Here is a 23,127-nt window from a genome sequence, read left to right as displayed (position 1 = left end):
ACTGTTACGGACTTGTTTCGATTCCGTACGACCATTCACGGCAACGGCCAAGGTGTGGCTAGGGTCAACTCCCAACAGCCACGGCGACGGGGGTCGCCGTGTTCAGCGCGATCCGCGCGAAACAACGAAAGGGAATCCTCGCCATGCGAATGAGGATCAAAGCAACAGCCGTGTTCGCCGTCGCGGCGGCTTCGGCCATCGTGCTCGCGGGCTGCTCCGGCGGCGGGACGGCTGGTGACGACAGCTCGGCGGTCGCGTCGTCGTCACTGAAGTCGACCGGGTGGAGCACCGCCGATCGCGCCTCGGTCAAGGACGGCGGCTCGCTCACGCTGCCGATCGACTCGGCGCCCGCCAACTGGCAGATCAGCAACCTGGACTCCGGCACCGTCGACGACCAGACGATCGCCGGCACCTACCTCCCGAGCTTCATCCAGTTCAAGGAGAACGGTGAGTGGGAGGCGAACAAGGACTACGTCGACTCGATCAAGCTGACGAAGGACTCGCCCCAGACGGTCGAGATCAAGATCAACCCCAAGGCGGTCTGGTCCGACGGCACCCCGATCACCGAGAAGGACGTCGCGGCGAACTGGAAGGCGCTCAACGGCACCGACCCGGCCTTCGCGCCGCTCGCCACCAACGTCTGGGAAGACGTCGACTCGGTGAAGCAGGGCTCCAGCGCGCAGGACGTCCTCATCACCTTCTCGAAGGTGAACGCGGACTGGCCGTCGGTGTTCTCCTCGATCTACCCCTCCTGGGCGGTCGACACCCCCGACCACTTCAACAAGGCGTGGGCCAAGGGCCCGTACGCGGCCGACGGCAAGACCTACGTCTCCGGTGGTCCGTACATCGTCAAGTCCTTCGACGCCAACGGTGGCGTCGTGACCTTCGCGAAGAACCCGAAGTGGTGGGGTGACGCGCCGAAGCTCGACACGATCATCTTCAAGACGGTCTCCCGTGACGGCGTCGCCCAGGCGTACGCCAACAAGGAGCTCGACGCCTTCAACCTGAACGGCAGCGCGGACAACTACAAGACCGCGAACTCCCGCTCGGACTCGAAGATCGAGCGCTCGCTCGGCACCACGCAGCGCCAGATCACGCTGAACGGCACCGCCGACGTGTTCAAGGACCAGGACGTCCGTCAGGCGTTCGCGCAGGCGATCAACCGCAAGGTCCTCTCGCAGGCGATCCTCTCGCCGGTGAAGAGCCCGGGTGGCGTGCTGAACAGCCTCACCTACCTGCCCGGCCAGAAGGGCTACACCGACCACGCGACCAGCGTGTACGGCTACAGCACCGCCAAGGCGAAGTCGAAGCTCGAGGACGCCGGGTACAAGATCGGCTCCGACGGCTACGCGACCAAGGGCGGCAAGACGCTCGAGGTCCGGTTCGTGATCCCCTCGGACAACCCGAACTCGGCCAACATCGCGCAGCTCGTGCAGCAGCAGACGAAGGCCGCCGGCTTCAAGGTGACGATCGACACCGTCCCGACCGATGACTTCTTCACGAAGTACATCACCACGGACGGCCGCGACTTCGACGCCACGTACTTCGCCTGGCAGGGCACGCCGTTCCCGGTGTCCTCGCTGAAGTCGATCTACTACCCGGCCGACGCCGGTCAGAACTACTCCGGCGTGACGGACTCGTCGCTCGGTGCCGCGTGGGACAAGGCGAACGCCGAGCTCGACGCCACGAAGCGCATCGCCGACGCGAACGCGATCGACAAGAAGATCGTCAAGGTCGCCGGCACCATCCCGCTGTTCGCCGAGCCCTACGCCTGGGGTGTGCGGAAGGACCTCGTGAACTACGGTCCGGCACAGTTCCAGCAGTACTCGGTCAAGTGGCAGGACGTGGGCTACAAGAAGTAACCAGCACCACCAGCGAGGGGCGCGTCACCACGGTGACGCGCCCCTTCGTCGTCCGTGTTCCCTGCTCCGCCCCCGTCCCGTGCAGCGGGTCGAATCGCGCGGAGGGAGTCGAATCGCGCGTAGGGGGTCGGTTCTTTCGACCCGGTACGCGCGATTCGCCTTTCCAACGCGCGTGAGATGGGTGGGAACGTGCGTGGGCAGCGGACGGGAGGCTCGTAGCGGCGCCGCCACGAGCCTCCGGACCGGTGTGGGGTCGCGTCACAGTGCCCACCGCGGCACCGGCCCGTGCCTCCGACCGGTGCGGGGTCGCGTCCCGCGGGCCAGCGGCGGGCGGGTCAGAGGCGGGCGGCGGAGAGCGACGCGGCGATGCCGAGGACGATCATCGCGAGGACGGACCACCCGTGCACCCGGTGCGTGATCGGCTGCCGGGCCACGGACGCCGGGGGCGGGCCGTCCTGCGGGGCGGCCTCGGGGACGAACGCGAGCACCTCGGCGGCCGCGGCGTCGACGCTGACCGGCACCGAGCCTCCCGGCCGGTCGACGCGCAGGCGTGCCGTGGGACGCGGCGCGATCCACGTGCGCCGGTCGGGCTCGTTCGACTGGATCTCCAGGCCGTACTTCGTCCGCACCCCGGTGACCCGCGGCCAGGCGTAGGTGGAGGTGCGGCGGACGTCGACGACCACGAGTGCGTCCGCGGTGAGCTCGAGCCGCGGACGCCAGAGCACGGCCCACGCGACGAACGCGACGAAGACGCTCGGCACCGGGACGAGCCACGCGGACGTGTCCCCGCGGCCCACGAACCCGAGCACGACCAGCACGACCGCGACGACCCAGAGCACGACCGCGAGCGTCCGCATGCCGGGAGCGACGATCCGTGCGGGCTCGGGCGTGGGGGAGTCGCTCATGCGCTCAATCGTAGGAGAGCGAGAGATGCGAGAGTGCCTCCCCGGGAACGTCGGCTGAGCGGACGTGAAACGCCTTGCGCGTACCAGCTGACGACCCGATTTCCCGGGGAGGCCGATCCATCAGGATCTCTCGTACACAAAGCGTCCCGGACTCCGCTTCGAGAGTCAATACCCCACGGGAAGAAAAAACGAGAATCGACACGCCGTGGACGAACAAGAAATATGCGTATGCACCTATCCGACGAGCAGTTCGATCTGTTCGCGGATGACCTCGGCCTTCGGGAAGCGCAATCCGACCAGTCCGACGTGCCGCCAGCGGACGATCCCGTCGGGACCGATCACGAACACGGACCGGCGGAGGCCGATGCCCGGGGCGTTCACGCCGTAGTCGCGGATGACGGAGCCGGCGGTGTCGCTGAGCAGCGGGAAGGTGAGTGAGGAACCGCGGGCGAAGGCCTCGTGCGAGTCGAGCGCCTGCGGGCTGATGCCCCACACCACGGCACCGAGGTCCCCGAACTCGTCGAGCTCTTCCTGGTAGCTGCAGAGCTGGGCGGTGCAGACCGGGGTGGCGTCGCCCGGGTAGAAGGCGAGCACGACCGTCCGGCCGATCTCGGAGTCGATCGCGTACTCGCCGTCGGTCCGCACCCCGTCGCGGACGATCATGCCCGGCAGGGTGAACCTCGGTGCCGGATCGCGGACCGCGGGGATGCTCATGTGCTCACGGTAGGGCCGGGGGAGGGGAGCCGACCCTCGCCGCGCTGTGTGGTGGCTGTGGGAATCAGGAGAACAGCTGCGGGAACGCGTGGGCGACCCACGGGTAGCCCACGAACACCGCGGCGTCGAGCAGGCAGTGCGTGACGATCAGGGGCATCAGCCGTCCCCACTTCGTGTAGATCCAGCCGAACGCGATGCCCATCACGGCGTTGCCGACGAACGCGCCGAAGCCCTGGTAGAGGTGGTAGCTGCCGCGGAGCACCGCGGTGGAGAGGATGATCTGCCACCGGCCCCACCCGATCTCGCCGAGGCGGGCGTACAGGTAGCCGACCACGATCACCTCCTCCTGCAGCCCGGACCGGATCGCCGAGAGCAGCAGCACCGGGATCGTCCACCAGTAGGAGTCGAGCGCCGCCGGGTTCACGTTCACGGTGAACCCGAGCGCGCGGCCCGTGAAGTAGAGCGCGAGCCCGGGGATCCCGATGCACAGCGCGATGAGCACCGGACCGCCGAGGTCCGGCTTCACCCGGAACCGGTCGATGCCGAGCCGGGCCAGGTGCGGGCGGGTGGTCGACCACAGCAGGTAGCAGACCAGCGCGACCGGGGCCAGGTCCACCGCGATGCCGACGAGCTGCCGGGCGAGGTCCACGTACTGGACGGTCGTGGTCGAGGAGTTGAGCGCGGTGGACTGCTGGCCGAGCGGGGTGGTCTGCGACAGGTCGTCGATGATCTGCAGCACCGAGTAGAGCGCGCTGCCGCCGAGCGAGAGCATGAGCACGATCGTGATCTCGACCCACGTTCGCCGTCGGCTCATGCGCTGTACTCCTGTCGGTTGCGAACTACCGGTAGACTGGTGTGTCGGGCGTTCTGCCCACGGGTGCGGTGCCGTCAAAAACACTGGCCCGACACTCTCCCAGAATTTGAAGGATGTCCTGTATGGCGCTCGCCACCCGGTCCGACCTGCGCAACGTCGCCATCGTGGCACACGTCGACCACGGCAAGACCACGCTCGTCGACGCGATGCTCACGCAGACCAACTCGTTCGACGCCCACTTCGAGGGCGAAGACCGCATGATGGACTCGAACGACCTCGAGCGCGAGAAGGGCATCACCATCCTCGCGAAGAACACGTCGGTGCTCTACAACGGCAAGCACGCGACCGAGTTCGGCTCGGACGGCCCCATCACCATCAACGTGATCGACACCCCCGGCCACGCCGACTTCGGCGGTGAGGTCGAGCGCGGCCTCTCCATGGTCGACGGTGTCGTGCTGCTCGTCGACGCGTCGGAAGGCCCGCTGCCCCAGACCCGCTTCGTGCTCCGCAAGGCGCTCGCCGCCAAGCTCCCGGTGATCCTGCTCGTCAACAAGACGGACCGCCCGGACTCCCGCATCGACGAGGTCGTCTCCGAGTCGCAGGACCTCCTCCTCGGCCTCGCGTCCGACCTCTCCGACGAGGTCGACGACCTCGACCTCGACGCGATCCTCGACGTCCCGGTGGTCTACGCCTCTGGCCGCAACGGCGCCGCGTCGCGCAACAAGCCGAACGACGGCGAGCTGCCCGACAACGACGACCTCGAGCCGCTCTTCGAAGCGATCCTCCAGCACGTCCCGGCCCCGAAGTACGACGACGAGCACCCGCTGCAGGCGCACGTCACGAACCTCGACGCCTCGCCGTTCCTCGGTCGCCTCGCGCTCCTGCGCATCTTCCACGGCACCATGAAGAAGGGCCAGACGGTCGCGTGGGTCAAGCACGACGGCACCGTCGTCAACGCCCGCATCACCGAGCTCCTCATCACCAAGGCGCTCGACCGCTACCCGGCCGAGTCCGCGGGCCCCGGCGACATCGTCGCCGTCGCCGGCTTCGACACGATCACCATCGGTGAGACCCTCACCGACCCGGAGGACGTCCGTCCGCTGCCGACCATCACGGTCGACGACCCGGCGATCTCGATGACGATCGGCACGAACACGTCGCCGCTCGTCGGCAAGGTCAAGGGCCACAAGCTGACCGCCCGCATGGTCAAGGAGCGCCTCGACCGCGAGCTCGTCGGCAACGTCTCGCTCAAGGTCCTCGACATCGGGCGCCCCGACGCGTGGGAAGTCCAGGGCCGTGGTGAGCTCGCGCTCGCCATCCTGGTCGAGCAGATGCGTCGCGAGGGCTTCGAGCTCACCGTGGGCAAGCCGCAGGTCGTCACCAAGCGTGACGAGAACGGCAAGCTCCAGGAGCCCTACGAGCACATGACGATCGACACGCCGGAGGAGTACCTCGGCGCGATCACGCAGCTCATGGCCGCCCGCAAGGGCCGCATGGAGAACATGACGAACCACGGCACCGGCTGGGTGCGCATGGAGTTCATCGTCCCGTCGCGCGGCCTGATCGGCTTCCGCACGTCGTTCCTCACCGAGACCCGCGGCACCGGCATCGCCAACGCGATCTCGCACGGCTACGACGAGTGGGCCGGCCCGATCCAGACCCGCATCAACGGCTCGATCGTCTCCGACCGTTCCGGTGTGGTCACGCCGTTCGCCATCACGAACCTCCAGGAGCGGATGACGTTCTTCGTCAACCCCACCGAAGAGGTCTACGAGGGCATGGTCATCGGCGAGAACTCGCGCGCCGACGACATGGACGTGAACATCACCAAGGAGAAGAAGCTCACGAACATGCGTTCGGCGAACGCCGACTCCTTCGAGTCGATGACGCCGTCGCGCCAGCTCTCCCTCGAGGAGTGCCTGGAGTTCGCGCGTGAGGACGAGTGCGTCGAGGTCACCCCCGCCGCCGTCCGCATCCGCAAGGTCGAGCTCGACGCGCAGGCCCGCCAGCGCTCCTACGCTCGCCTGAAGCGCCAGGACGCGTAACGGGTCAGTTCCCGCGTTCGTCGAACGGCCCGGTCACCTCGTCGAGGTGGCCGGGCCGTTCGCGGTTCGTCCTTCGCGTTCAGGAGACCTCGCAGGCGATGCCGTTCGCGACCTCGAACGCCGTGCCGGGCCCGTCGATGTGCACGCCGAACGCGTCGACCTGAACCCGGAACTGTGTGTCGACACCCGTCGGGTACGCGACGAAGAGTTCGCCCTTGCGCATGACCGGTGACGTGCACCGGACGTCGACGGTCCGCGAGGCCGTCCACGACGCGTTGATGTTGCCCGTGATCCACTTGAGCGATTCTCCCGTCGGCGTGACCGCGCCGGTCAGGTTGACCGAGCTCGTCGCTGTCCTGGACTCCGCGATGCTGCACGTGACCCCGTCGCTGAGGACGTAGCACGAAGCCAGCGGGTGGAGCTTGTCGATCCGGCCAGGGGTGGTTGCGAGGTGCTGGACGGTCCGTCGTGGGTTGCTCGACGAGATCCCCGCCGAGCAGCGAGGATCCGAGCCGGACTTGTCGAACACGAACTCGACCCCGGTGCTCGACGCCTGGGACATCGCCGCCCAGGGCAGGCTCGATCGGTTCAGCTGCAGGCCGAGATCGTGCCACTGCCCGTCCTGGACCATGGCGTCCCTGGACGAGACGCGCTCGTCGAGGGTCACCTGGCCGACGAAGTTCTGACCCCAGACGTAGGGGTTGACGTTGCCCTTGCTCCGTCCGTTCGCGGAGATCTTGTAGCGCTCGACCGTCGTGCGCCATCGCGTCCCGTCGCTCGCCAGGCTGAGGACTGCTTCGCCCGTCATCCCGCCCGCCGAGCAGGAAACGGTCCTGGTGACCGACGGCATGTCCTGCGCCGAGGGTGTCGGCGACGAGTGTGCGGGAGGTGCGGCGGCCGCCTGCTCCGCGGGGACCGCGATGAGGGCGGTCGAACCGAGCACGAGGAGGACTCTGGAAACCGTTGTGTGAAATGTCATGCACCCAGTTCTAGTCGCCGTGTGCTGCACGCGCATGGCGCACATGTGAACAGGCGGCGCTACCGTGGTGTGTGTGACCCTCGACCTCCTCTCGCTGTACCAGGACCTCCACGCCCACCCGGAACTCGGGTTCCAGGAGCACCGCACCGCCGGTGTCATCACCGCGAAGCTGCACGAACTGGGCGGCATCGACGTGACCGAAGGCGTCGGCGGCACCGGTGTCGTCGGGGTGCTGACGAACGGCGACGGCCCGGTGATCTGGCTCCGCGCGGACATGGACGGCCTCCCGGTGGAGGAACGGACCGGCCTGCCCTACGCCAGCGAGCACCGCGGCACCGACGAGACCGGCACCGACGTCCCGACGATGCACGCGTGCGGCCACGACATCCACGTCACGTGGTTGCTCGGCACCCTCGAGCGCCTCCTCGCCACCCGCGACGCCTGGTCCGGCACCGTCGTCGCGGTCTTCCAGCCAGCGGAAGAGGTGATCTCCGGCGCCCGCGCGATGGTCGAGGACGGCCTGGTCGACCGGTTCCCGAAGCCCGAGATCGTCCTCGGACAGCACTCCGCCCCGGCCCCGGTCGGCATGGTCGCGGTCGGCTCCGGCCCCGTGATGGCGTCGAGCGACCGGTTCACGATCACGTTCAACGGCCGGGGCGCGCACGGTTCGGCGCCGCAGGCCTCGCTCGACCCGGTCGTCACCGCGGCGTCCGCGGTCGTCCGGCTGCAGACGATCGTCTCGAGAGAGGTGTCGCCGAGCGACGCGGGCGTCGTCACCATCGGCAGCTTCCACGCGGGCACCCGGGCGAACATCATCCCGGACAAGGCCGTCATCGAGATCTCCACCCGGGCCCGCAACGAGGAGACCCGGAACCGGATCATCGCCTCCATCGAGCGCATCGTCCGTGCCGAGAGCGACGCGGGCGGACTCCCGGAACCCACGATCGAGCGCTGGCCCGGTGCCGACGTCCTGGTGAACGACCCCGAGCACGCCGCGCGTGTCCTCGAGGCGATCGCCGCCGCGGTGCCGAAGGCCGTCGACCTCGAGTCGGGGCTCGCGATGGCGTCCGAGGACGTCGGGCAGCTCGCCACCGCCGCCGGTGTGCCGATCGTCTACTGGTTCACCGGCATCACGGACCCGGAGCTGTTCCGCCGGGGCGAGGAGATCCCGAGCAACCACTCGCCCTTCTACGCGCCGCAGGCGGAGACGGCGATCCCGGTCGGCGTCGACGCGCTCGTCGCGGCGGTGCGCGCGTACCTGCGCTGACGGACCTGCGCTGACGGACGTGCGCTGACGGACGTGCGCTGACGCGCATGACGGCCTGGAGGCCCTGGCCGGGCCCGGCGGACAGGTGAGACTCCCAGGGAACTCGCGTCGAGCCTCCCGGCTGGTCGGTTACGGTGCCCGCATGCGCAACGCCCTCCGTTCCCCGCTCATCGCCGCCGTGGCAGCGGGCATCGCCCTGGCCGGTCTCACCGGCTGCTCCTCGGACGCCGTCAAGCAGGCCACGGACCTCGGGTCCTCGGTGGCCTCGGACGTCAGCGAGAGCGTCAAGGGCATCGACGGATCGGCGATCAGCGAGGGCATGTCGAGCATCGCCGGTGGCATCGACGGTGCGCTGGACACCGCCCTCAAGGGCACGAACGTGACCTCGGACGGCAAGGTGCCCGACGGCTTCCCGACGTCGGCCGTCCCGCTCGTGGACGGCACGGTCCTGGGTGGCGGCTCCGGCCCGAACGGCTCCGGCTGGGTCGTGCAGGTGCAGGCATCATCGGTGGACGACTTCGGGACCGCGGCACAGCAGCTCACGGACGCCGGGTTCACCGAGTCGGCGAAGCGTGCGGACTCCTCGAGCGCGTTCGGGATCTTCCGGAGCGACGACCACCGCGTGGTGCTCACGTTCTCGAAGTCCGACGCCGGCGCGACCGCGACGTACATCGTCACCCCGCGGTAGCCGACCGAGGCGCGTCCCGTACCCTGGGAGACGATGTCCAAGGCCCCCGCGACCCGCCCCGAGCGCGTCCTCTTCGTGCACGCCCACCCCGACGACGAGACCCTGTCGTCCGGTGGGACCATCGCCACGCTCCTCGAGCTCGGCGCCGAGGTCACCGTCCTCACGGCGACCCGGGGCGAGCGCGGCGAGATGCTCACGCCGGAACTCGCGCCGCTGTTCGGTGACGGTCGCCGCGTCGCCGCGCACCGGGAGACCGAGATCGCCGGCGCGCTGGCCGCGCTCGGGCGTCCGGCCCACCTGTGGCTCGGCGGGCCGGGAGCCCGTCCGACCGACCTGCCCGAGCGGCGCTACTCCGACTCCGGCATGCAGTGGGGCCCGGACGGCCGCGCCGTCGCGGCGGACGACGCCCCGGCCGACTCGCTGACCATGGCCGACCTCGGCGAGGTCGTCGACGACGTCCGCGCCGCGATCCGGTCGACCCGCGCCGACGCGGTGATCAGCTACGCGGACGACGGCGGCTACGGCCACCCGGACCACGTGCGGGTGCACAACGCCGCCCGGTACGCGGCGAAGGCCGAGGACGTGCCGTTCTCGATGATCGTCGACCCCGACTCCGGTGAGGCGGACGTCACCGTCGACGTCCTGCCCGTGCGGGCGAAGGTCCGCGCGGCGATCGAGCAGTACCGCTCGCAGGTCGCCGTCGACCCGGTGGACCCCGCCGACCCGACCGCGCTGTCCTGGGTGATGCCGCACGGTGTCCGGCAGCACGCGGCGGCGACCGAGGGCTTCCGGCACGACGAGCCGCCCGCCGCGGCCGCTCCCGAGACGTACGCGGACATGTCCCCGGCGGGCAAGGTCACCGCGGTCGTGGTCGCCCTCGTCGTCGGGCTGCTCGCCGGTGGCCTCGGGACGATCACCCACCAGCAGACGCTCGGGGCGTTCCCGATCGGCATCGTCCTCACCACGCTCATCGTGGTCGGCCTGGTCGTCGGCGTGCGGCTGCTCTACCGGTCCCGCGCGATGGTCGCGGCGGTCGGCATCGGGGTGATCGTCGCCACGCAGGTCCTGGTGTCCGTCGGTGGGCAGAGCTCCCCGCTGGTGCTCGCGAACGCCGCCGGGTACGTGTGGACGTTCGGGCCGGCGATCGTCGCGATGCTCGCGCTCGCCTGGCCGGACCTGTCCGGACTGCGGGCGGCGCGCCCAGCCGCGGGCGACGCGGCGACGGGTGTCGCCGGACGGTCAGGGTCGGCCGCACCCCGCGAGTAGACTCGAAGCGCTCGTTTCCGAAGGGAGCACCCCGACCGTGACCTACGTGATCGCCCAGCCCTGTGTCGACGTCAAGGACCGCGCGTGCATCGACGAATGCCCCGTGGACTGCATCTACGAGGGTGACCGCTCGCTCTACATCCACCCGGATGAATGCGTGGACTGCGGTGCGTGCGAACCGGTCTGCCCGGTCGAGGCGATCTACTACGAGGACGACCTCCCGGACCAGTGGGCCGACTACTACAAGGCCAACGTCGAGTTCTTCGACGAGGTCGGTTCCCCCGGCGGAGCGGCGAAGGTCGGCGTGATCCACAAGGACCACCCCGTCGTCGCGGCCGAACCGCCGCGCGGCTGAGCCGGACACGCACGTGGCCCTCGACCTCCCCGACTTCCCCTGGGACCAGCTCGTCCCGTTCAAGCAGCGCGCAGCGGAGCACGAGGGCGGAATCGTCGACCTGAGCGTCGGCTCGCCGGTGGACCCGACGCCCGCGCTCGTCCGCGCCGCCCTCGCCGAGGCCACCGACGCACACGCCTACCCGCAGGTCGCCGGGACCCCCGCGCTCCGTCAGGCGATCGCCGACTGGTACGGCCGCCGGCACGGGGTCGCGCTGCGGGAGGACCAGACCCTGCCGACGATCGGCTCGAAGGAGTTCATCGCCGGGCTCGCGCTCTGGCTCGGCATCGGCCGCGGCGACACCGTCGTGTTCCCGGCCGCCGCGTACCCGACGTACGAACTCGGCGCCGCGCTCGTCGGTGCCACCGCGCTGGCCTCGGACGACCCCGCCGCGTGGCCCGTCGGCACGAAGCTCATCTGGCTGAACTCGCCGGGCAACCCCGACGGCCGCGTCCTCTCCGTCGAGGAACTCCGCGTCGCCGTCGCCCGCGCCCGGGAACTCGGCGCGGTCATCGTCGGGGACGAGTGCTACGCCGAGCTCGGCTGGGAGCCGCCCTACGACGTCACGCCGACGCCGACCATCCTCGACTCCCGCGTGGGGGGGGACTCGCTGGACGGTGTGCTCAGCGTGTACTCGCTCTCGAAGCAGTCGAACCTCGCCGGCTACCGGGCCGCCTTCGTCGCCGGTGACGCCGCGGTCCTCGCCGAGGTGCTCGCCGTCCGCAAGCACACCGGCATGATGCCGCCGCTGCCGGTGCAGCAGGCGATGATCGTGGCGCTCGAGGACACCGCGCACGTGCAGCAGCAGAAGGCGCTGTACCGTGCCCGTCGCGGCATGCTCCGCCGTGCGCTCGAGGGCGCCGGCTTCCGGGTCGACCACAGCGAAGCGGGCCTGTACCTCTGGGCAACGCGCGGCGAACCGGCACTCGACACCGTCGCGTGGCTCGCGGACCGGGGCATCCTCGTCGCCCCGGGGACCTTCTACGGCGCGGCCGGCGGGCAGCACGTGCGGATCGCGCTCACCGCGACCGACGAGCGGATCGCGGCGGCGGCGCAGCGTCTGACCAGCGGTCACCGGCTCGCTTCGTCCTGAACCACCGGAGCGCCGACCACCGAACCGGTCGACCGCTAGTCGTGACTCCCACCAAGTTCGAGGGACCTGGGTGTGCACGAGCGACAGACGGCGCGATTAGGCTGTTGGTGTGACTGACACTGCCAATGACGCTCAGACGACGGCCACACCGCCAACGACGCCCGTCCCCGTGAGTCCCGAAGCCGAGCAGGCGACGGAGACCGCGACGCTGACGTACCCGGGCGGCCAGGCGGAGTTCCCGATCCTGCCGAGCGTCGACGGTGCGTCCACGGTCGACATCTCGACGTTCAAGAAGCAGACCGGGATGAACACGCTCGACTACGGGTTCGTGAACACCGGGTCCACCAAGAGCGCGATCACCTACATCGACGGCGACCAGGGCATCCTGCGCTACCGCGGGTACCCGATCGACCAGGTGGCCTCGAACTGCACCTTCCTCGAAGTCGCCTGGCTCCTGATCTACGGCGAGCTCCCGAACGACGCCGAGCTCGCCGACTTCGACGCGCGCATCCGCCGGCACACGCTGTTGCACGAGGACCTCCGTCGCCTGTTCGACGCCCTCCCGCACTCGGCGCACCCGATGTCCGTCCTCTCCAGCGCCGTCAGCGCCCTGTCGACGTACTACGAGGACGACATGGACGTCGACGACCCGGAGAAGGTCGAGCTGCAGACCGTGCGGCTCCTCGCGAAGCTCCCGGTCATCGCCGCGTACGCGCACAAGAAGTCCATCGGTCAGGCGTTCCTCTACCCGGACAACTCCCTGTCGTTCGTCGACAACTTCCTGCGGCTGAACTTCGGCACCATGGCCGAGACCTACGAGCCGAACCCGGTGCTCTCGAAGGCGCTGGACCGCCTGCTGATCCTGCACGAAGACCACGAGCAGAACGCGTCCACCGCCACCGTCCGGCTGGTCGGCTCGACGAAGGCGAACATGTTCGCCTCGATCTCGGCCGGCATCAACGCCCTGTACGGCCCGCTGCACGGCGGTGCGAACGAAGCCGTGCTCGAGATGCTGCAGCAGATCAAGGACTCCGGCGAGCCCGTGCAGCGCTTCGTCGAGCGGGTGAAGAACAAGGAGCGCGGGGTGAAGCTGATGGGCTTCGGGCACCGCGTCTACAAGAACTACGACCCCCGCGCCAAGCTCGTGAAGGAGTCGGCGGACGAGGTCCTCGAGTCCCTGGGCGTGCAGGACGACCTGCTCGACATCGCCAAGGAGCTCGAGCAGATCGCACTCTCCGACGAGTACTTCATCGAGCGCAAGCTCTACCCGAACGTCGACTTCTACACGGGGATCATCTACAAGGCGATGGGCTTCCCGCCGCGGATGTTCACCGTGCTGTTCGCGATCGGGCGGCTGCCGGGCTGGATCGCCCAGTGGCGCGAGCTCAACAACGACCCGCTCAACAAGATCGGTCGCCCGCAGCAGCTCTACGTCGGCTCGCCGAAGCGGGACCTGCCCGAGCGCTGACGCTGCGGCGGGCGCCCCGGCGCGAGGGCGTCCTTCGCACAACCGAAAGCACCCCGCACCACGCGATCACGTGGTTCGGGGTGCTTTCGGTTGTGCGGGGTCCGGACGGGCGGAGGCGCAACCGGCGGGCGGACCGAGGGCCGGCGGCGGGCCGCGGTGGCGCTACGCGTGCAGCGCGGTGTTGAGCTGGATGCCCTCGCCCTTGCGCTGCAGCGCCTCGACGGCACCCGTCAGGCTGTTGCGGCGGAACAGGACGTTCGGGGCCCCGGAGAGCTCGGCGGCCTTCACCGTCCTGGGGGTGCCGTCCGGGTTCGGCGCGGCCCCGACGAGCACGACCTTCGTGCCGGCGGTGACGTAGAGCCCCGCCTCGATGACGGAGTCGTCGCCGAGTGAGATGCCGAGGCCGGCGTTCGCCCCGAGGAGCGCGCGCTCCCCGAGGGACACCCGGTGCGTGCCGCCGCCGGAGAGCGTGCCCATGATCGACGCGCCGCCACCGATGTCGGTGCCGTTGCCGACGACGACGCCCTGGGAGACGCGGCCCTCGATCATCGCGTCGCCGAGGGTGCCCGCGTTGAAGTTGACGAAGCCCTCGTGCATGACCGTGGTGCCCGGCGCGAGGTGCGCGCCGAGCCGGACCCGGTTCGCGTCCGCGATGCGGACCCGCTCGGGCGTCACGTAGTCGAGCAGGCGGGGGAACTTGTCGATCGCGTGCACCGCGATGCCCGCGCGCTGCAGGGACGGGCGCAGGCGCGTCAGGTCGGCGGGGAGCACGGGCCCGGCGTTCGTCCACGCGACGATGGGCAGGTGCCCGAAGACGCCGTCGAGGTTGATCGTGTTCGGGCGCACGTGCAGGTGGCTGAGCAGGTGCAGGCGGAGGTAGGCGTCCGGGGTGCTCGCGGGTGCCGCATCGATGTCGATCTCGACCGTGACGGCCTCGATCCTGACGCCGCGGCGGGGGTCCTCGCCGATGTGCTCCTGGAGTTCGAGTGGGAAGGCCGCGTCGGCGGGCAGTGCGCCGAGATGGGTCTCCGGGAACCAGGTGTCGAGCTCGGTGCCGTCGGCGGCGACGGTCGCGAGGCCGTGGCCCCAGGCGGAGGTGGGGCGGTCGGTGGTGTCGGTCGTCTCGGTCACGGTTCCAGGGTAGCGAGGGGTGCGCCCGGGTTTCGGCGTACGGCGGCCGGGTCCCGGCGTGCGGCGCCCGGGTCCCGGCGTGCGGCGCCCGGGTCCCGGCGTGCGGCGGCCGGTAGGCTTTCGGCATGCCGGAGCCGCTCGACCTCACCGCCTCGTCCATCGACATCACCCGTGCCATCTGCGACATCGAGTCGGTGTCGGGCAACGAGAAGGCCCTCGCCGACGCGATCGAGGCGGTGCTCGCGCCGCTGCCGCACCTCGAGGTGATCCGCGACGGCGACGCGATCGTCGCGCGGACGCATCTCGGCCGTGACCGCCGCGTCGTCATCGCCGGGCACATCGACACCGTGCCGCTCAACGACAACCTGCCGACGGAGTTCCGGACGGCCGAGGACGGCACCGAGATCCTCTGGGGTCGTGGGACCGTCGACATGAAGGCCGGGTGCGCCGTCCAGCTGAAGCTCGCGTACGACCTCACCGACCCGTCGGTCGACGTCACGTGGGTCTGGTACGACCACGAGGAGGTGTCCGACGCGCTGAACGGCCTCGGCCGCCTCGCCCGCACCCGTCCCGAGCTCCTGACCGGGGACTTCGCGATCCTCGGCGAGCCGTCCGGCGCCCAGATCGAGGGCGGCTGCAACGGCAACCTCCGCGCCGAGGTCCGGGCGTTCGGCAAGCGCTCCCACAGCGCTCGCAGCTGGATCGGCGACAACGCGATCCACAAGGCAGCCCCGATCCTGGCCACCCTGGCGGCGTACGAGCCGCGCACCGTCGAGGTCGACGGGCTCGAGTACCGCGAGGGCCTCAACGCGGTCGGCATCACGGGCGGGATCGCGGGGAACATCATCCCCGACGAGGTGATGGTGCACGTGAACTACCGGTTCGCACCGTCCCGCTCCGCCGAGGAAGCGGTCGCCCACATCCGCGAGCTCTTCGACGGCTACCAGGTGGACATCGTCGACCTCGCCGCCGGCGCCCGCCCCGGGCTCGACGCCCCGCTCGCGCAGCACTTCGTCGAGGCCGTCGGCGGCCCGGCCCCTCGCCCGAAGTACGGCTGGACCGACGTCGCACGGTTCTCCGCGCTCGGCGTGCCCGCGGTCAACTACGGCCCCGGCGAGCCGGTCTTCGCGCACCACGACGACGAGCAGGTCCCCGTGGCGCAGATCACCGCGGTGGAGGACGGTCTGCGTCGGTGGCTGACGGCCTGACGACCGGCTCGTCCCGGGACACCGGCGCCGTGCCGGTGCGCCGGCCCCGCCCGGGTGCGGCTCGGTGGCGTGCGCGCTACCGGGTGGTCCCGTGGTGGCTGCGGATCACGGTCGTGTACGTGCTCGCCCGGATCGTCACGGGCGCGCTGCTCATGTCGTTCGCGCGCATCCAGTCGGCGAACTCGTTCACCCTGCAGCACCCGCACTACCTGTCGTTCGCGTCCATCTGGGACGGCGCCTGGTACCGGGTGATCGCTGCGAACGGGTACCCGTCGACGCTGCCGGTCGACGCCGCCGGGCACGTGACGGAGAACGCGTGGGCGTTCATGCCGGCGTACCCGTTCCTCGTCCGGGCGCTGATGACCCTGACCGGGGCGTCGTTCGAGCTCGTGGCGATCTCGGTGTCACTGCTCTTCGGCTGGGGGTCGGCGCTGGTGTTCCGGCGGCTGATGGGGCGCTTCCTCGACCCGGCCCGGGCGACGTTCGCCACGGTGCTGCTCTGTGTCGCCCCCCTCTCGGTGATGTTCCAGGTCGCCTACGCGGAGTCGATGGGGCTGTGCCTGCTCCTCGTCGCGCTGCTGCTCCTCGTCGAGCGTCGGTTCTGGACGATGCTCCCCGTCGTGCTGCTGCTCGGCATGACGCGGCCGACCGGGCTGGCGTTCGCGCTCCTGATGGTGATGGTCATCGCGGTGTGGGTCGTCCGCCCCGCATGGATCCGGCTCGCGCCGCTGGGCAGCATCCGACAGCTCGTCGCACCGGCTGTCGTCGCGGTGGTGTCCGGCCTGGTGGGGCTCGCGTGGCCCGCCGTCGCGTGGGCGGTCACCGGAGTGCCGCGGGCGTACACGGACACCGAGCTCGCATGGCGCTCGTCGTACATCGGATGGAAGGACCTCGTGCCCTTCGCCCCGTGGATCCAGGGGTTCGGGTGGTGGTTCCGGCAGCCCGCGGGGTCGGTGCTGCTCGTGGTCGTGCTGATCGGCTTCGCGGCGTTCGTGTTCATGCCGCCCGCACGCCGGATCGGCCTCGAGCTCCGGCTGTGGGCCGTCGCGTACCTCGTCTACCTGCTCGCGGTCTTCTTCCCGCAGTCGAGCACGTGGCGCATCCTGCTGCCGATCGCGCCGCTGCTCGGGATCGTGGCGCTGCCCAGGTCCCGCGCCTACCGCGTGCTCGTGGTGGTGCTCTGCGTGGTGCTGCAGTGGGTGTGGATGTACTACTGCTGGTGGGTCGACGGCTACGACTGGACCCCACCGTGATCGGCATCGGCTGACGCGGACGGTGGCACGTCGGGCCGCCAGTTCGCCGCTGCGAGCACCATCGCGTTCACCGTCGCGATGAACGGCACCGCGAAGAACGCCCCGACGACCCCGGCGATCGTGGTGCCCGCGACGACGCCGAGTGCGACGCCGAGCGGGTGCACCTTCACGGCGCTGCCGGTGAGGAACGGGTGCAGGACGTGGCTCTCGAGCTGCTGCACGAGCACCACGATGCCGAGCATGAACAGCGCCGGCACCCATCCGTTGAACACCAACGCGATGAGCACCGCGACGCTCCCGGCGACGATCGCGCCGACCACGGGGACGAACGCGCCGAGGAACACGACCACGCCGATCGGGATCGCCAGCGGCACCTGCAGGATCAGCGCACCGACCACCACGCCGAGCGCGTCCGTGATCGCGACGACGAGCTGCACCCGGATGAAGCTGGTCAGGGTGTGCCAGCCCGCCTCGCCTGCGACGCCGATCCGCGGCCGGGCACGCCGGGGGAAGAGCCGGAGGACCCAGGTCCAGATCCGGCGGCCGTCGATGAGCACGAAGAGGGTCGTGAAGACGACGATGAACAGGCCCTCGAGGACGTGCACCGCACCGGTCCCCGCTGCCTGGAACCCGGACAGGATCGATGCCACGTGCGACTGCAGGTAGTCGAAGCCGTCCGAGATCCACCCGTTGACGTCCTTGGCCGTGATCCCGAACGGTTCGCTGTCGAGCAGGGTCTGCAGCGACCGGACGCTGTGGTGCAGGCGCCGTTCGAGCGACGGCAGGTCGTACCGGATCTGCGCCGTCACCACGAGCGCGAGCGCGCCGATCGCCAGCGCGACGCACACCAGGCTCGAGAGCACCGCCGTCCACTTCGGCCACCGGTGCCGCTGCAGGAACGAGGACATCGGGGCGAGCAGCGCGCAGAGCAGCAGCGCGATGAGGAACGGCACGATGATGTCCTGCAGCACCACCACGAGCGCGATCACGACGGCGAGTGCTGCGGCGACGATGAGCAGCCGCCAGGAGAACGCACCGGCGATGCGGAGACCGACGGGGACGGCGTCGGCTACGGGGTCGGCTGAGGGGTCCGGCGGGCTCGGACGGCGCGTGGAGGGAACGGTCGGCACGTCCACAGACTAGGAATCCGAGCCGCGAAGACGACGGGATCCGCACCCCCCAACCTGGGCGGTTTCGCAGTTCGCCCCCTGGTACGGGATAATGGGCGTGCACATACTGCACGAAAGGGGACATCTGATGGCAGCCATGAAGCCGAGGACCGGTGACGGGCCGATGGAGGCTGTTAAGGAGGGTCGACTCATCATCGTGCGGGTTCCGCTCGAAGGTGGAGGCCGCCTTGTCGTCTCGGTCAACGATGCCGAGGCGAAGGAACTCCACGACGCTCTCGCCGAGGTCGTCTCGGCCTAGTTCGTCGACGCACCACAACAGGCACCAGCCAGCAGGCCCGGGATACTCGTCCCGGGCCTGCTGTCGTCCCGGGTGCTGTCGGGGGTCGTCGGCATGATGGCCCCGTGCCACGATCCCGCCGCCCCGTCCGTCGCGTCGAGGAGTACCCGGCCGACCCGATGCCCCGCGACGTCTGGCCGTCGACGCTCGCCCCGGTCCGGCAGCTCCTCGACGAGGGGATCGACCTGGACACCGTCACGGTCTTCGTCGGCGAGAACGGTGCCGGCAAGTCGACCCTGGTCGAGGCCATCGCGCTCGCCTACGGCATGAGCCCAGAGGGCGGGTCGACGAACTCGGGGCACAGCACCCGACCGAGTGAGTCGCAGCTCTGGGAGCACATCGCCCTGCACCGTGAGCCTGGTGCGCCGAAGGGCGGGTTCTTCCTCCGTGCGGAGACGATGCACGGGTTCTTCACGTACCTCGAGGAGCACCCGGGTGCCCGCCCGGAGCCCGTGTTCCACGAGCGCAGCCACGGCGAGTCGTTCCTCGACTTCGTGATCGACCGGTCGCAGTGGCCAGGCCTCTGGATCCTCGACGAACCGGAGTCGGCGCTGTCGTTCCAGGGGTGCCTGACGCTGATCGGGCTGCTGCAGGCGATCATCGACGACGGCCTCGGGCAGGTGGTGCTGTCGACGCACTCACCGGTGCTCGCGGCGTTCCCCGGCGCCACGATCCACGAGGTGGGGGAGTGGGGCATCCGTCGCAGCTCCTGGGACGACCTCGACCTGGTGCGGAATCAGCGGTCGTTCCTGGCGTCCCCGGAGCGCTACCTGCGCCACCTCGGAGCGGACTAGTTCGTGACCTTGGTCATCTGCAGCAGCCCGTCGCCGGCCGGGGACAGCGCGCTGATGACGGCACCGGACGTCGAGACCTCGGTCAGGAGCAGCCGGAAGTCGGTGGTGGCACGGTCCCGCTTCACCGGGTCCGCGACGCGTCCGCGCCAGAGCGCGTGCGGGACGAGGACGGTCCCACCGAGCCGTGCCAGGCGCAGCCCGTGTTCGACGTACTCGATCACGTGCTCGGGGTCCGCGTCGACGAGCACGACGTCGTAGGACGCCTCGTTCATCCGCGGGAGCACCTGGTTCGCGCGTCCGGGGATGAGCCGCACCCGGGACGGTGCGGTGCCGGCGGCGATGTAGGCGTCGCGGGCGTACTGCTGGTGGTCCACCTCGATGTCGATCGTGGTGAGGGTGGCTTTCGGCGCGCCGCCGAGCAGGTACAGCCCGGACACGCCGAGCCCCGTCCCGATCTCGATGATCGCGGTGGCTCGGGATGCTGCGGCGACGACACCGATCTGGGCACCGATCGCTGGCGAGATCGCCTCGACGCCGAGTTCCAGGGAGTGCTCACGCGCGCGAGCGATCACCTCGGACTCGGAGACGATGTCCTCCGCGAACTTCCAGTTCGACTCTTTCTCTGACACGCACACTCCTCGGACGACAACTCTAGGCCGCAGCACGGTCGGTTCGGGTTAGGCTCGCTCCGTGAACATCCCGCTCGACAAGATCCTGATCATCGGGATCATTGCCGTGCTCCTGCTCGGCCCGCAGCGCCTGCCGATGTACGCGCAGAAGCTCGCCGAGTTCGTGAAGGCCGTCCGACGGTTCGCGGACACCGCGAAGGACCGGATGCGCGAGGAGATGGGGCCGGACTTCGACGACGTCGACTGGCAGAAGCTCGATCCGCGCCAGTACGACCCGCGCCGGATCATCCGTGACGCGCTGCTCGACTCCGCCACCGGTGCGGGAGCGGCAGAGACGGTCCAGGTCACCGCGTCGAAGGTGCGGGCGTCGGCGCCGGTGGTCCCGCTCGCTGCAGGCGAGCAGGCGCCGTACGACGCCGAGTCCACCTAGGAACGATCCGTTCCGGCCCGACACGCGGCCAGGACGACGGACGGGAGGCCCGGTGCCAGCTGGCACCGGGCCTCCCGTCGTGCAGCGGGTCCCGACTACCGAAGGTCGGCCAGGAAGCGGTCGGTCCAGGCCAGGGCGGCCGTCCCCGTCACCGAGCTGCACGTGGCGGACGCGGTGCTCGTCGGGGTGGCGCAGGGGGTGTCGCGGTCGAGCGACCAGGTGTGCACCCCGGCGAGTCCGTGCGCCTTCGCGTACGAGGAGACCGTGTCGGCGTCGGCCAGTGTGAAGACCTCGTCGGAGGCGTCGTTCACGCCGAGCATCGGCGTGACCTCGATCTTCGACGCCGCGATCCCGTAGGTGTGCTGCAGGTTCGTCACCGCCTGGATCGTGGACTGTCCCATCTCGCAGGTGGAGCCGACGACCACGCAGTTCGCGGTGGTGGCGCGTCCGAAGTCCATCGTCATGAGGTTGACGGTGTAGTTCGTCAGCGTCGAGGCCGTGATCGCCTTCACCGTGGCGTCCCCGGTGCTGTTGAGCCCGCCGAAGCTGCCGTCCGACGCGGCGAGGGTCGCCAGCGTGAAGGAGAAGCGCAGGCCCGGGTACTTCGCCTGGGCCAGTGCCGCCGCGCTCACGAGGTTCTGCACGTCGGCCGCGGACTGCCCGCTCTCGATGTCGAAGTCGACGCCGATCATGTGGGGGCTGGCGTACCGCGCGATGAAGCTCTGCAGTGCGGTGCCGGAGCACTTGAACGACCCGGCCGCCCCGCCGGTACTGACGATGTAGTTCACCCCGGCGGCGTCGAGCTTCGGGATGTTGGCGCTCGCGAACGCGTCCGCGGCGACCCCGCCCCAGTTCTCGCTGCCGCAGGTCCCGGTCGCGAAGGCGAGGGTGATGGCCTTCAGGCCGGGCTCCTTGGTCGAGACGAGGCTGTTCGACGAGCCGACGACGGGGATGCGGGTGCCGGTGACGGCGGTGTTCATCACGTTCGTGTTCCAGTCGAGGTTCACCGTGACGTCCTTGTACGGGCTGAAGACCAGCCCGCTCGCCGTGCCCGTGCTGCCGTTGCCGGGCGTCGTGGTCCCGCCGCCGGTCCCACCGCCCGTGCCGCCGCCCCCGGTGCTGCCGCCCGTGCAGGCGCCCGTCGAGGTCCACGGCTGCCCGCTGCCGGTCGCGCCCGAGTGGGTCGCGGGGTCGTCCCCCTGCGTCCACCAGTTCGCGGTGTAGTTCGTGCCGTTCTCGCTGACGGTGGCGCCGCCGTTGTAGGCGGTCCCCGATGCCCACGCGGTCGCGCAGGTGGTGGTGGTCGCGGCGGTGGCGGGGACGGCCGCGAGTGTTCCCCCGACGACCGCTGCTGCCACGGCGCCGATCACGCCGATCCGGATCCTGGTGTTCCTGTTCACCTGAGTGCTCCAGTTCTTCGGCCGACGTCGATGTCGGCACGGTGGATGCCCCTGCGCCCTGATTCCGCAGGAGCATTGTGGAATGTCCCTGCATATTGCTCTCGACAACAGTCGGCGTCCATGAAGAGACGTACAGGGAGCGGGAAGCGGAGCGGGGCCGGAGCACTCGGCTCAGGACAGGGAGAGTCCCAGCTTCCGGCCGGACAGCCCGCGTCCGAGCGCCACGATCCGGTCGGCGATCCCGGTCAGCGCCACGGCGGCCGGGTCGTCCGGGGCACCGAGCACCACGGGTTCGCCGGCGTCGCCACCCTGCCGGAGCGGCACCGAGAGCGGCACGCTGCCGAGCACCGGCACGGGGGAGTCCTGCCCGCGGGAGAGCCGGGCCGCGGTCTCCGCACCGCCGCCTTCACCGAACAGGTGCAGCACGGTGCCGTCGGGCTGCACGAGCCCTGCCATGTTCTCCACGACGCCGATGACCCGCTGCCCGGTCTGTCGCGCCACGATGCCGCTCCGCTCGGCGACGTCCGCCGCCGCGGCCTGTGGGGTCGTCACGACGAGCACCTCGGCGTGCGGCAGGAGCTGCCCGACGGAGATCGCCACGTCCCCGGTGCCGGGCGGCATGTCGAGGAGCAGCACGTCGAGGTCGCCGAACCACACGTCGGTGAGGAACTGGTTCACGGTGCGGTGCAGCATCGGCCCGCGCCAGGACACCGCGGTGGAGGCGTCGTCGACGAACATCCCGATCGAGACGACCTTCACGTCGTGGGCGACCGGCGGCAGGATCATGCTGTCCACCCGGGTCGGGCGCGGTGCGACGCCGCGCTCGTCCGTGAGGCCCATCAACCCGGGGACGCTGAACCCGTGCACGTCGACGTCGACGATCCCGACCCGGAGCCCGCGACGGGCGAGCGCGACGGCCAGGTTCACCGTGACGGTGGACTTGCCGACGCCGCCCTTGCCGCTCGTCACCGCGATCACGCGGGTGAGCGAGTCCGGGGTGAACTGGACACCCTTCGGCCGGCCCTCGCGGAGCCGCGCCGTCAGGGCCGCACGGACCGCCGGGTCCATCACCGACACGTCCACGGACACCGACGACACCCCGTCCACCGAACCGGCGGCGGTGCGGACGTCGCGTTCGATCGTGTCGGCGGCCGGGCACCCGACGATCGTGAGCTGCAGGTCGACGCGCACCGTGCCTCCCGGCTGGACGTCGACACCACGGATCATGTCGAGCTCCGTGACGGGCCGGCGGATCTCCGGGTCGATGACGCGCCCGAGCGCGGTGAGGACCCGCGCGCCGAGCGCCTCGTCGTCCACCGG

Annotated in this window: 22 protein-coding genes; 13 read left to right on the top strand and 9 right to left on the bottom strand. The window is 70.2% G+C overall.

Going from position 1 to position 23,127, the window contains the following annotated elements; genetic code table 11:
- Positions 1-149: 149 nt before the first annotated feature.
- The gene (locus EDF24_RS11830; protein WP_185017187.1) at positions 150-1,862 is read left to right on the top strand and encodes an ABC transporter family substrate-binding protein; all 1,713 of its coding nucleotides are present in this window, start codon (positions 150-152) and stop codon (positions 1,860-1,862) included.
- Positions 1,863-2,197: 335 nt separating this feature from the next.
- Here EDF24_RS11830 and EDF24_RS11825 read toward each other — a convergent pair whose 3' ends face one another.
- From EDF24_RS11825 to EDF24_RS11815, 3 genes are all read right to left on the bottom strand, one after another.
- Positions 2,198-2,767, bottom strand: a complete 570-nt coding sequence (locus EDF24_RS11825) for a PH domain-containing protein (protein WP_123703066.1) — start codon at positions 2,765-2,767, stop codon at positions 2,198-2,200.
- Between the two features lie 234 nt (positions 2,768-3,001).
- Entirely contained in the window at positions 3,002-3,481 is a 480-nt protein-coding gene (locus EDF24_RS11820; RefSeq protein ID WP_123703064.1) for a peroxiredoxin, read from the bottom strand.
- 64 nt (positions 3,482-3,545) lie between these two features.
- Positions 3,546-4,295 carry a CPBP family intramembrane glutamic endopeptidase gene (locus EDF24_RS11815; protein ID WP_123703062.1) on the bottom strand — a complete coding sequence of 250 codons (750 nt, stop codon included), beginning with the start codon at positions 4,293-4,295 and terminating at the stop codon, positions 3,546-3,548.
- A 122-nt stretch (positions 4,296-4,417) separates the two neighbouring features.
- Between EDF24_RS11815 and typA the strand changes: the two genes are divergently transcribed.
- Complete coding sequence (gene typA, locus EDF24_RS11810; RefSeq protein WP_123654115.1) at positions 4,418-6,340, top strand: translational GTPase TypA; 1,923 nt, start codon at positions 4,418-4,420, stop codon at positions 6,338-6,340.
- Positions 6,341-6,419: 79 nt separating this feature from the next.
- On the opposite strand, the gene EDF24_RS11805 is transcribed toward typA, so the two are convergent.
- Complete coding sequence (locus EDF24_RS11805; protein ID WP_123703060.1) at positions 6,420-7,283, bottom strand: hypothetical protein; 864 nt, start codon at positions 7,281-7,283, stop codon at positions 6,420-6,422.
- Between the two features lie 109 nt (positions 7,284-7,392).
- On the opposite strand from EDF24_RS11805, the gene EDF24_RS11800 reads away from it, so the two are divergent.
- From EDF24_RS11800 to EDF24_RS11775, 6 genes are all read left to right on the top strand, one after another.
- Positions 7,393-8,586: an amidohydrolase gene (locus tag EDF24_RS11800; protein ID WP_185021647.1), complete on the top strand. Its 1,194-nt coding sequence runs from the start codon at positions 7,393-7,395 to the stop codon at positions 8,584-8,586.
- Positions 8,587-8,728: 142 nt separating this feature from the next.
- The gene (locus EDF24_RS11795) at positions 8,729-9,274 is read left to right on the top strand and encodes a hypothetical protein (protein ID WP_123703056.1); all 546 of its coding nucleotides are present in this window, start codon (positions 8,729-8,731) and stop codon (positions 9,272-9,274) included.
- 33 nt (positions 9,275-9,307) lie between these two features.
- Positions 9,308-10,540 carry a PIG-L deacetylase family protein gene (locus EDF24_RS11790; RefSeq protein WP_123703054.1) on the top strand — a complete coding sequence of 411 codons (1,233 nt, stop codon included), beginning with the start codon at positions 9,308-9,310 and terminating at the stop codon, positions 10,538-10,540.
- Positions 10,541-10,577: 37 nt separating this feature from the next.
- Entirely contained in the window at positions 10,578-10,895 is a 318-nt protein-coding gene (gene fdxA, locus EDF24_RS11785; protein WP_123654110.1) for a ferredoxin, read from the top strand.
- A 13-nt stretch (positions 10,896-10,908) separates the two neighbouring features.
- Complete coding sequence (dapC, locus tag EDF24_RS11780; protein WP_123703052.1) at positions 10,909-12,027, top strand: succinyldiaminopimelate transaminase; 1,119 nt, start codon at positions 10,909-10,911, stop codon at positions 12,025-12,027.
- Between the two features lie 169 nt (positions 12,028-12,196).
- Complete coding sequence (locus EDF24_RS11775) at positions 12,197-13,495, top strand: citrate synthase (protein ID WP_123654108.1); 1,299 nt, start codon at positions 12,197-12,199, stop codon at positions 13,493-13,495.
- A 162-nt stretch (positions 13,496-13,657) separates the two neighbouring features.
- Here the strand turns inward: EDF24_RS11775 and dapD are convergent, their stop codons facing one another.
- Positions 13,658-14,626, bottom strand: coding sequence for a 2,3,4,5-tetrahydropyridine-2,6-dicarboxylate N-succinyltransferase (dapD, locus tag EDF24_RS11770; RefSeq protein ID WP_123703050.1), 969 nt, complete (start codon positions 14,624-14,626; stop codon positions 13,658-13,660).
- A 125-nt stretch (positions 14,627-14,751) separates the two neighbouring features.
- Between dapD and dapE the strand changes: the two genes are divergently transcribed.
- Together dapE and EDF24_RS11760 are read left to right on the top strand one after the other, a co-directional pair.
- Positions 14,752-15,834, top strand: coding sequence for a succinyl-diaminopimelate desuccinylase (gene dapE, locus EDF24_RS11765; protein WP_123703048.1), 1,083 nt, complete (start codon positions 14,752-14,754; stop codon positions 15,832-15,834).
- Positions 15,819-17,087 carry a hypothetical protein gene (locus EDF24_RS11760; protein WP_123654105.1) on the top strand — a complete coding sequence of 423 codons (1,269 nt, stop codon included), beginning with the start codon at positions 15,819-15,821 and terminating at the stop codon, positions 17,085-17,087. Before dapE ends, EDF24_RS11760 begins: the two co-directional genes overlap by 16 nt.
- Here EDF24_RS11760 and EDF24_RS11755 read toward each other — a convergent pair.
- On the bottom strand, positions 17,066-18,217 hold the full coding sequence (locus EDF24_RS11755; RefSeq protein WP_185021646.1) for an AI-2E family transporter: 1,152 nt from the start codon (positions 18,215-18,217) through the stop codon (positions 17,066-17,068). The two genes, EDF24_RS11760 and EDF24_RS11755, sit on opposite strands and share 22 nt — an antisense overlap.
- Positions 18,218-18,344: 127 nt before the next feature.
- Here EDF24_RS11755 and EDF24_RS11750 point away from each other — a divergent pair, with 127 nt between their 5' ends.
- Entirely contained in the window at positions 18,345-18,515 is a 171-nt protein-coding gene (locus tag EDF24_RS11750; protein WP_017887054.1) for a DUF3117 domain-containing protein, read from the top strand.
- 104 nt (positions 18,516-18,619) lie between these two features.
- Positions 18,620-19,348 (top strand): AAA family ATPase, encoded by a 729-nt coding sequence (locus tag EDF24_RS11745; protein ID WP_243698303.1) that lies wholly within the window; start codon positions 18,620-18,622, stop codon positions 19,346-19,348.
- On the opposite strand, the gene EDF24_RS11740 is transcribed toward EDF24_RS11745, so the two are convergent.
- Positions 19,345-19,977, bottom strand: a complete 633-nt coding sequence (locus tag EDF24_RS11740; RefSeq protein WP_123703493.1) for an O-methyltransferase — start codon at positions 19,975-19,977, stop codon at positions 19,345-19,347. The two genes, EDF24_RS11745 and EDF24_RS11740, sit on opposite strands and share 4 nt — an antisense overlap.
- A 61-nt stretch (positions 19,978-20,038) precedes the next feature.
- On the opposite strand from EDF24_RS11740, the gene EDF24_RS11735 reads away from it, so the two are divergent.
- The gene (locus EDF24_RS11735) at positions 20,039-20,407 is read left to right on the top strand and encodes a twin-arginine translocase TatA/TatE family subunit (protein WP_123703044.1); all 369 of its coding nucleotides are present in this window, start codon (positions 20,039-20,041) and stop codon (positions 20,405-20,407) included.
- A gap of 95 nt (positions 20,408-20,502) precedes the next feature.
- Here the strand turns inward: EDF24_RS11735 and EDF24_RS19635 are convergent, their stop codons facing one another.
- Both EDF24_RS19635 and EDF24_RS11725 read right to left on the bottom strand, forming a co-directional pair.
- Entirely contained in the window at positions 20,503-21,807 is a 1,305-nt protein-coding gene (locus EDF24_RS19635) for a carbohydrate-binding protein (protein ID WP_221181375.1), read from the bottom strand.
- A 171-nt stretch (positions 21,808-21,978) separates the two neighbouring features.
- The gene (locus EDF24_RS11725) at positions 21,979-23,124 is read right to left on the bottom strand and encodes an Mrp/NBP35 family ATP-binding protein (protein ID WP_123703491.1); all 1,146 of its coding nucleotides are present in this window, start codon (positions 23,122-23,124) and stop codon (positions 21,979-21,981) included.
- Positions 23,125-23,127: the final 3 nt, after the last annotated feature.

The organism is Curtobacterium sp. PhB130 (assembly GCF_003755165.1).
Taxonomy (GTDB): Bacteria; Actinomycetota; Actinomycetes; order Actinomycetales; family Microbacteriaceae; genus Curtobacterium.
The sequence above is the reverse complement of the archived record's forward strand: the minus strand, read 5'-3'. Positions and strand labels throughout refer to the sequence as shown.

Bases quoted from the DNA above. Each gene is read 5' to 3' on its own strand.
- EDF24_RS11825 (WP_123703066.1), bottom strand. From the start codon at position 2,767: ATGAGCGACTCCCCCACGCCCGAGCCCGCACGGATCGTCGCTCCCGGC.
- EDF24_RS11815 (WP_123703062.1), bottom strand. From the start codon at position 4,295: ATGAGCCGACGGCGAACGTGGGTCGAGATCACGATCGTGCTCATGCTC.
- dapE (WP_123703048.1), top strand. From the start codon at position 14,752: ATGCCGGAGCCGCTCGACCTCACCGCCTCGTCCATCGACATCACCCGT.
- EDF24_RS11820 (WP_123703064.1), bottom strand. From the start codon at position 3,481: ATGAGCATCCCCGCGGTCCGCGATCCGGCACCGAGGTTCACCCTGCCG.
- EDF24_RS11830 (WP_185017187.1), top strand. From the start codon at position 150: ATGAGGATCAAAGCAACAGCCGTGTTCGCCGTCGCGGCGGCTTCGGCC.
- typA (WP_123654115.1), top strand. From the start codon at position 4,418: ATGGCGCTCGCCACCCGGTCCGACCTGCGCAACGTCGCCATCGTGGCA.
- EDF24_RS11795 (WP_123703056.1), top strand. From the start codon at position 8,729: ATGCGCAACGCCCTCCGTTCCCCGCTCATCGCCGCCGTGGCAGCGGGC.
- EDF24_RS11790 (WP_123703054.1), top strand. From the start codon at position 9,308: ATGTCCAAGGCCCCCGCGACCCGCCCCGAGCGCGTCCTCTTCGTGCAC.
- EDF24_RS11750 (WP_017887054.1), top strand. From the start codon at position 18,345: ATGGCAGCCATGAAGCCGAGGACCGGTGACGGGCCGATGGAGGCTGTT.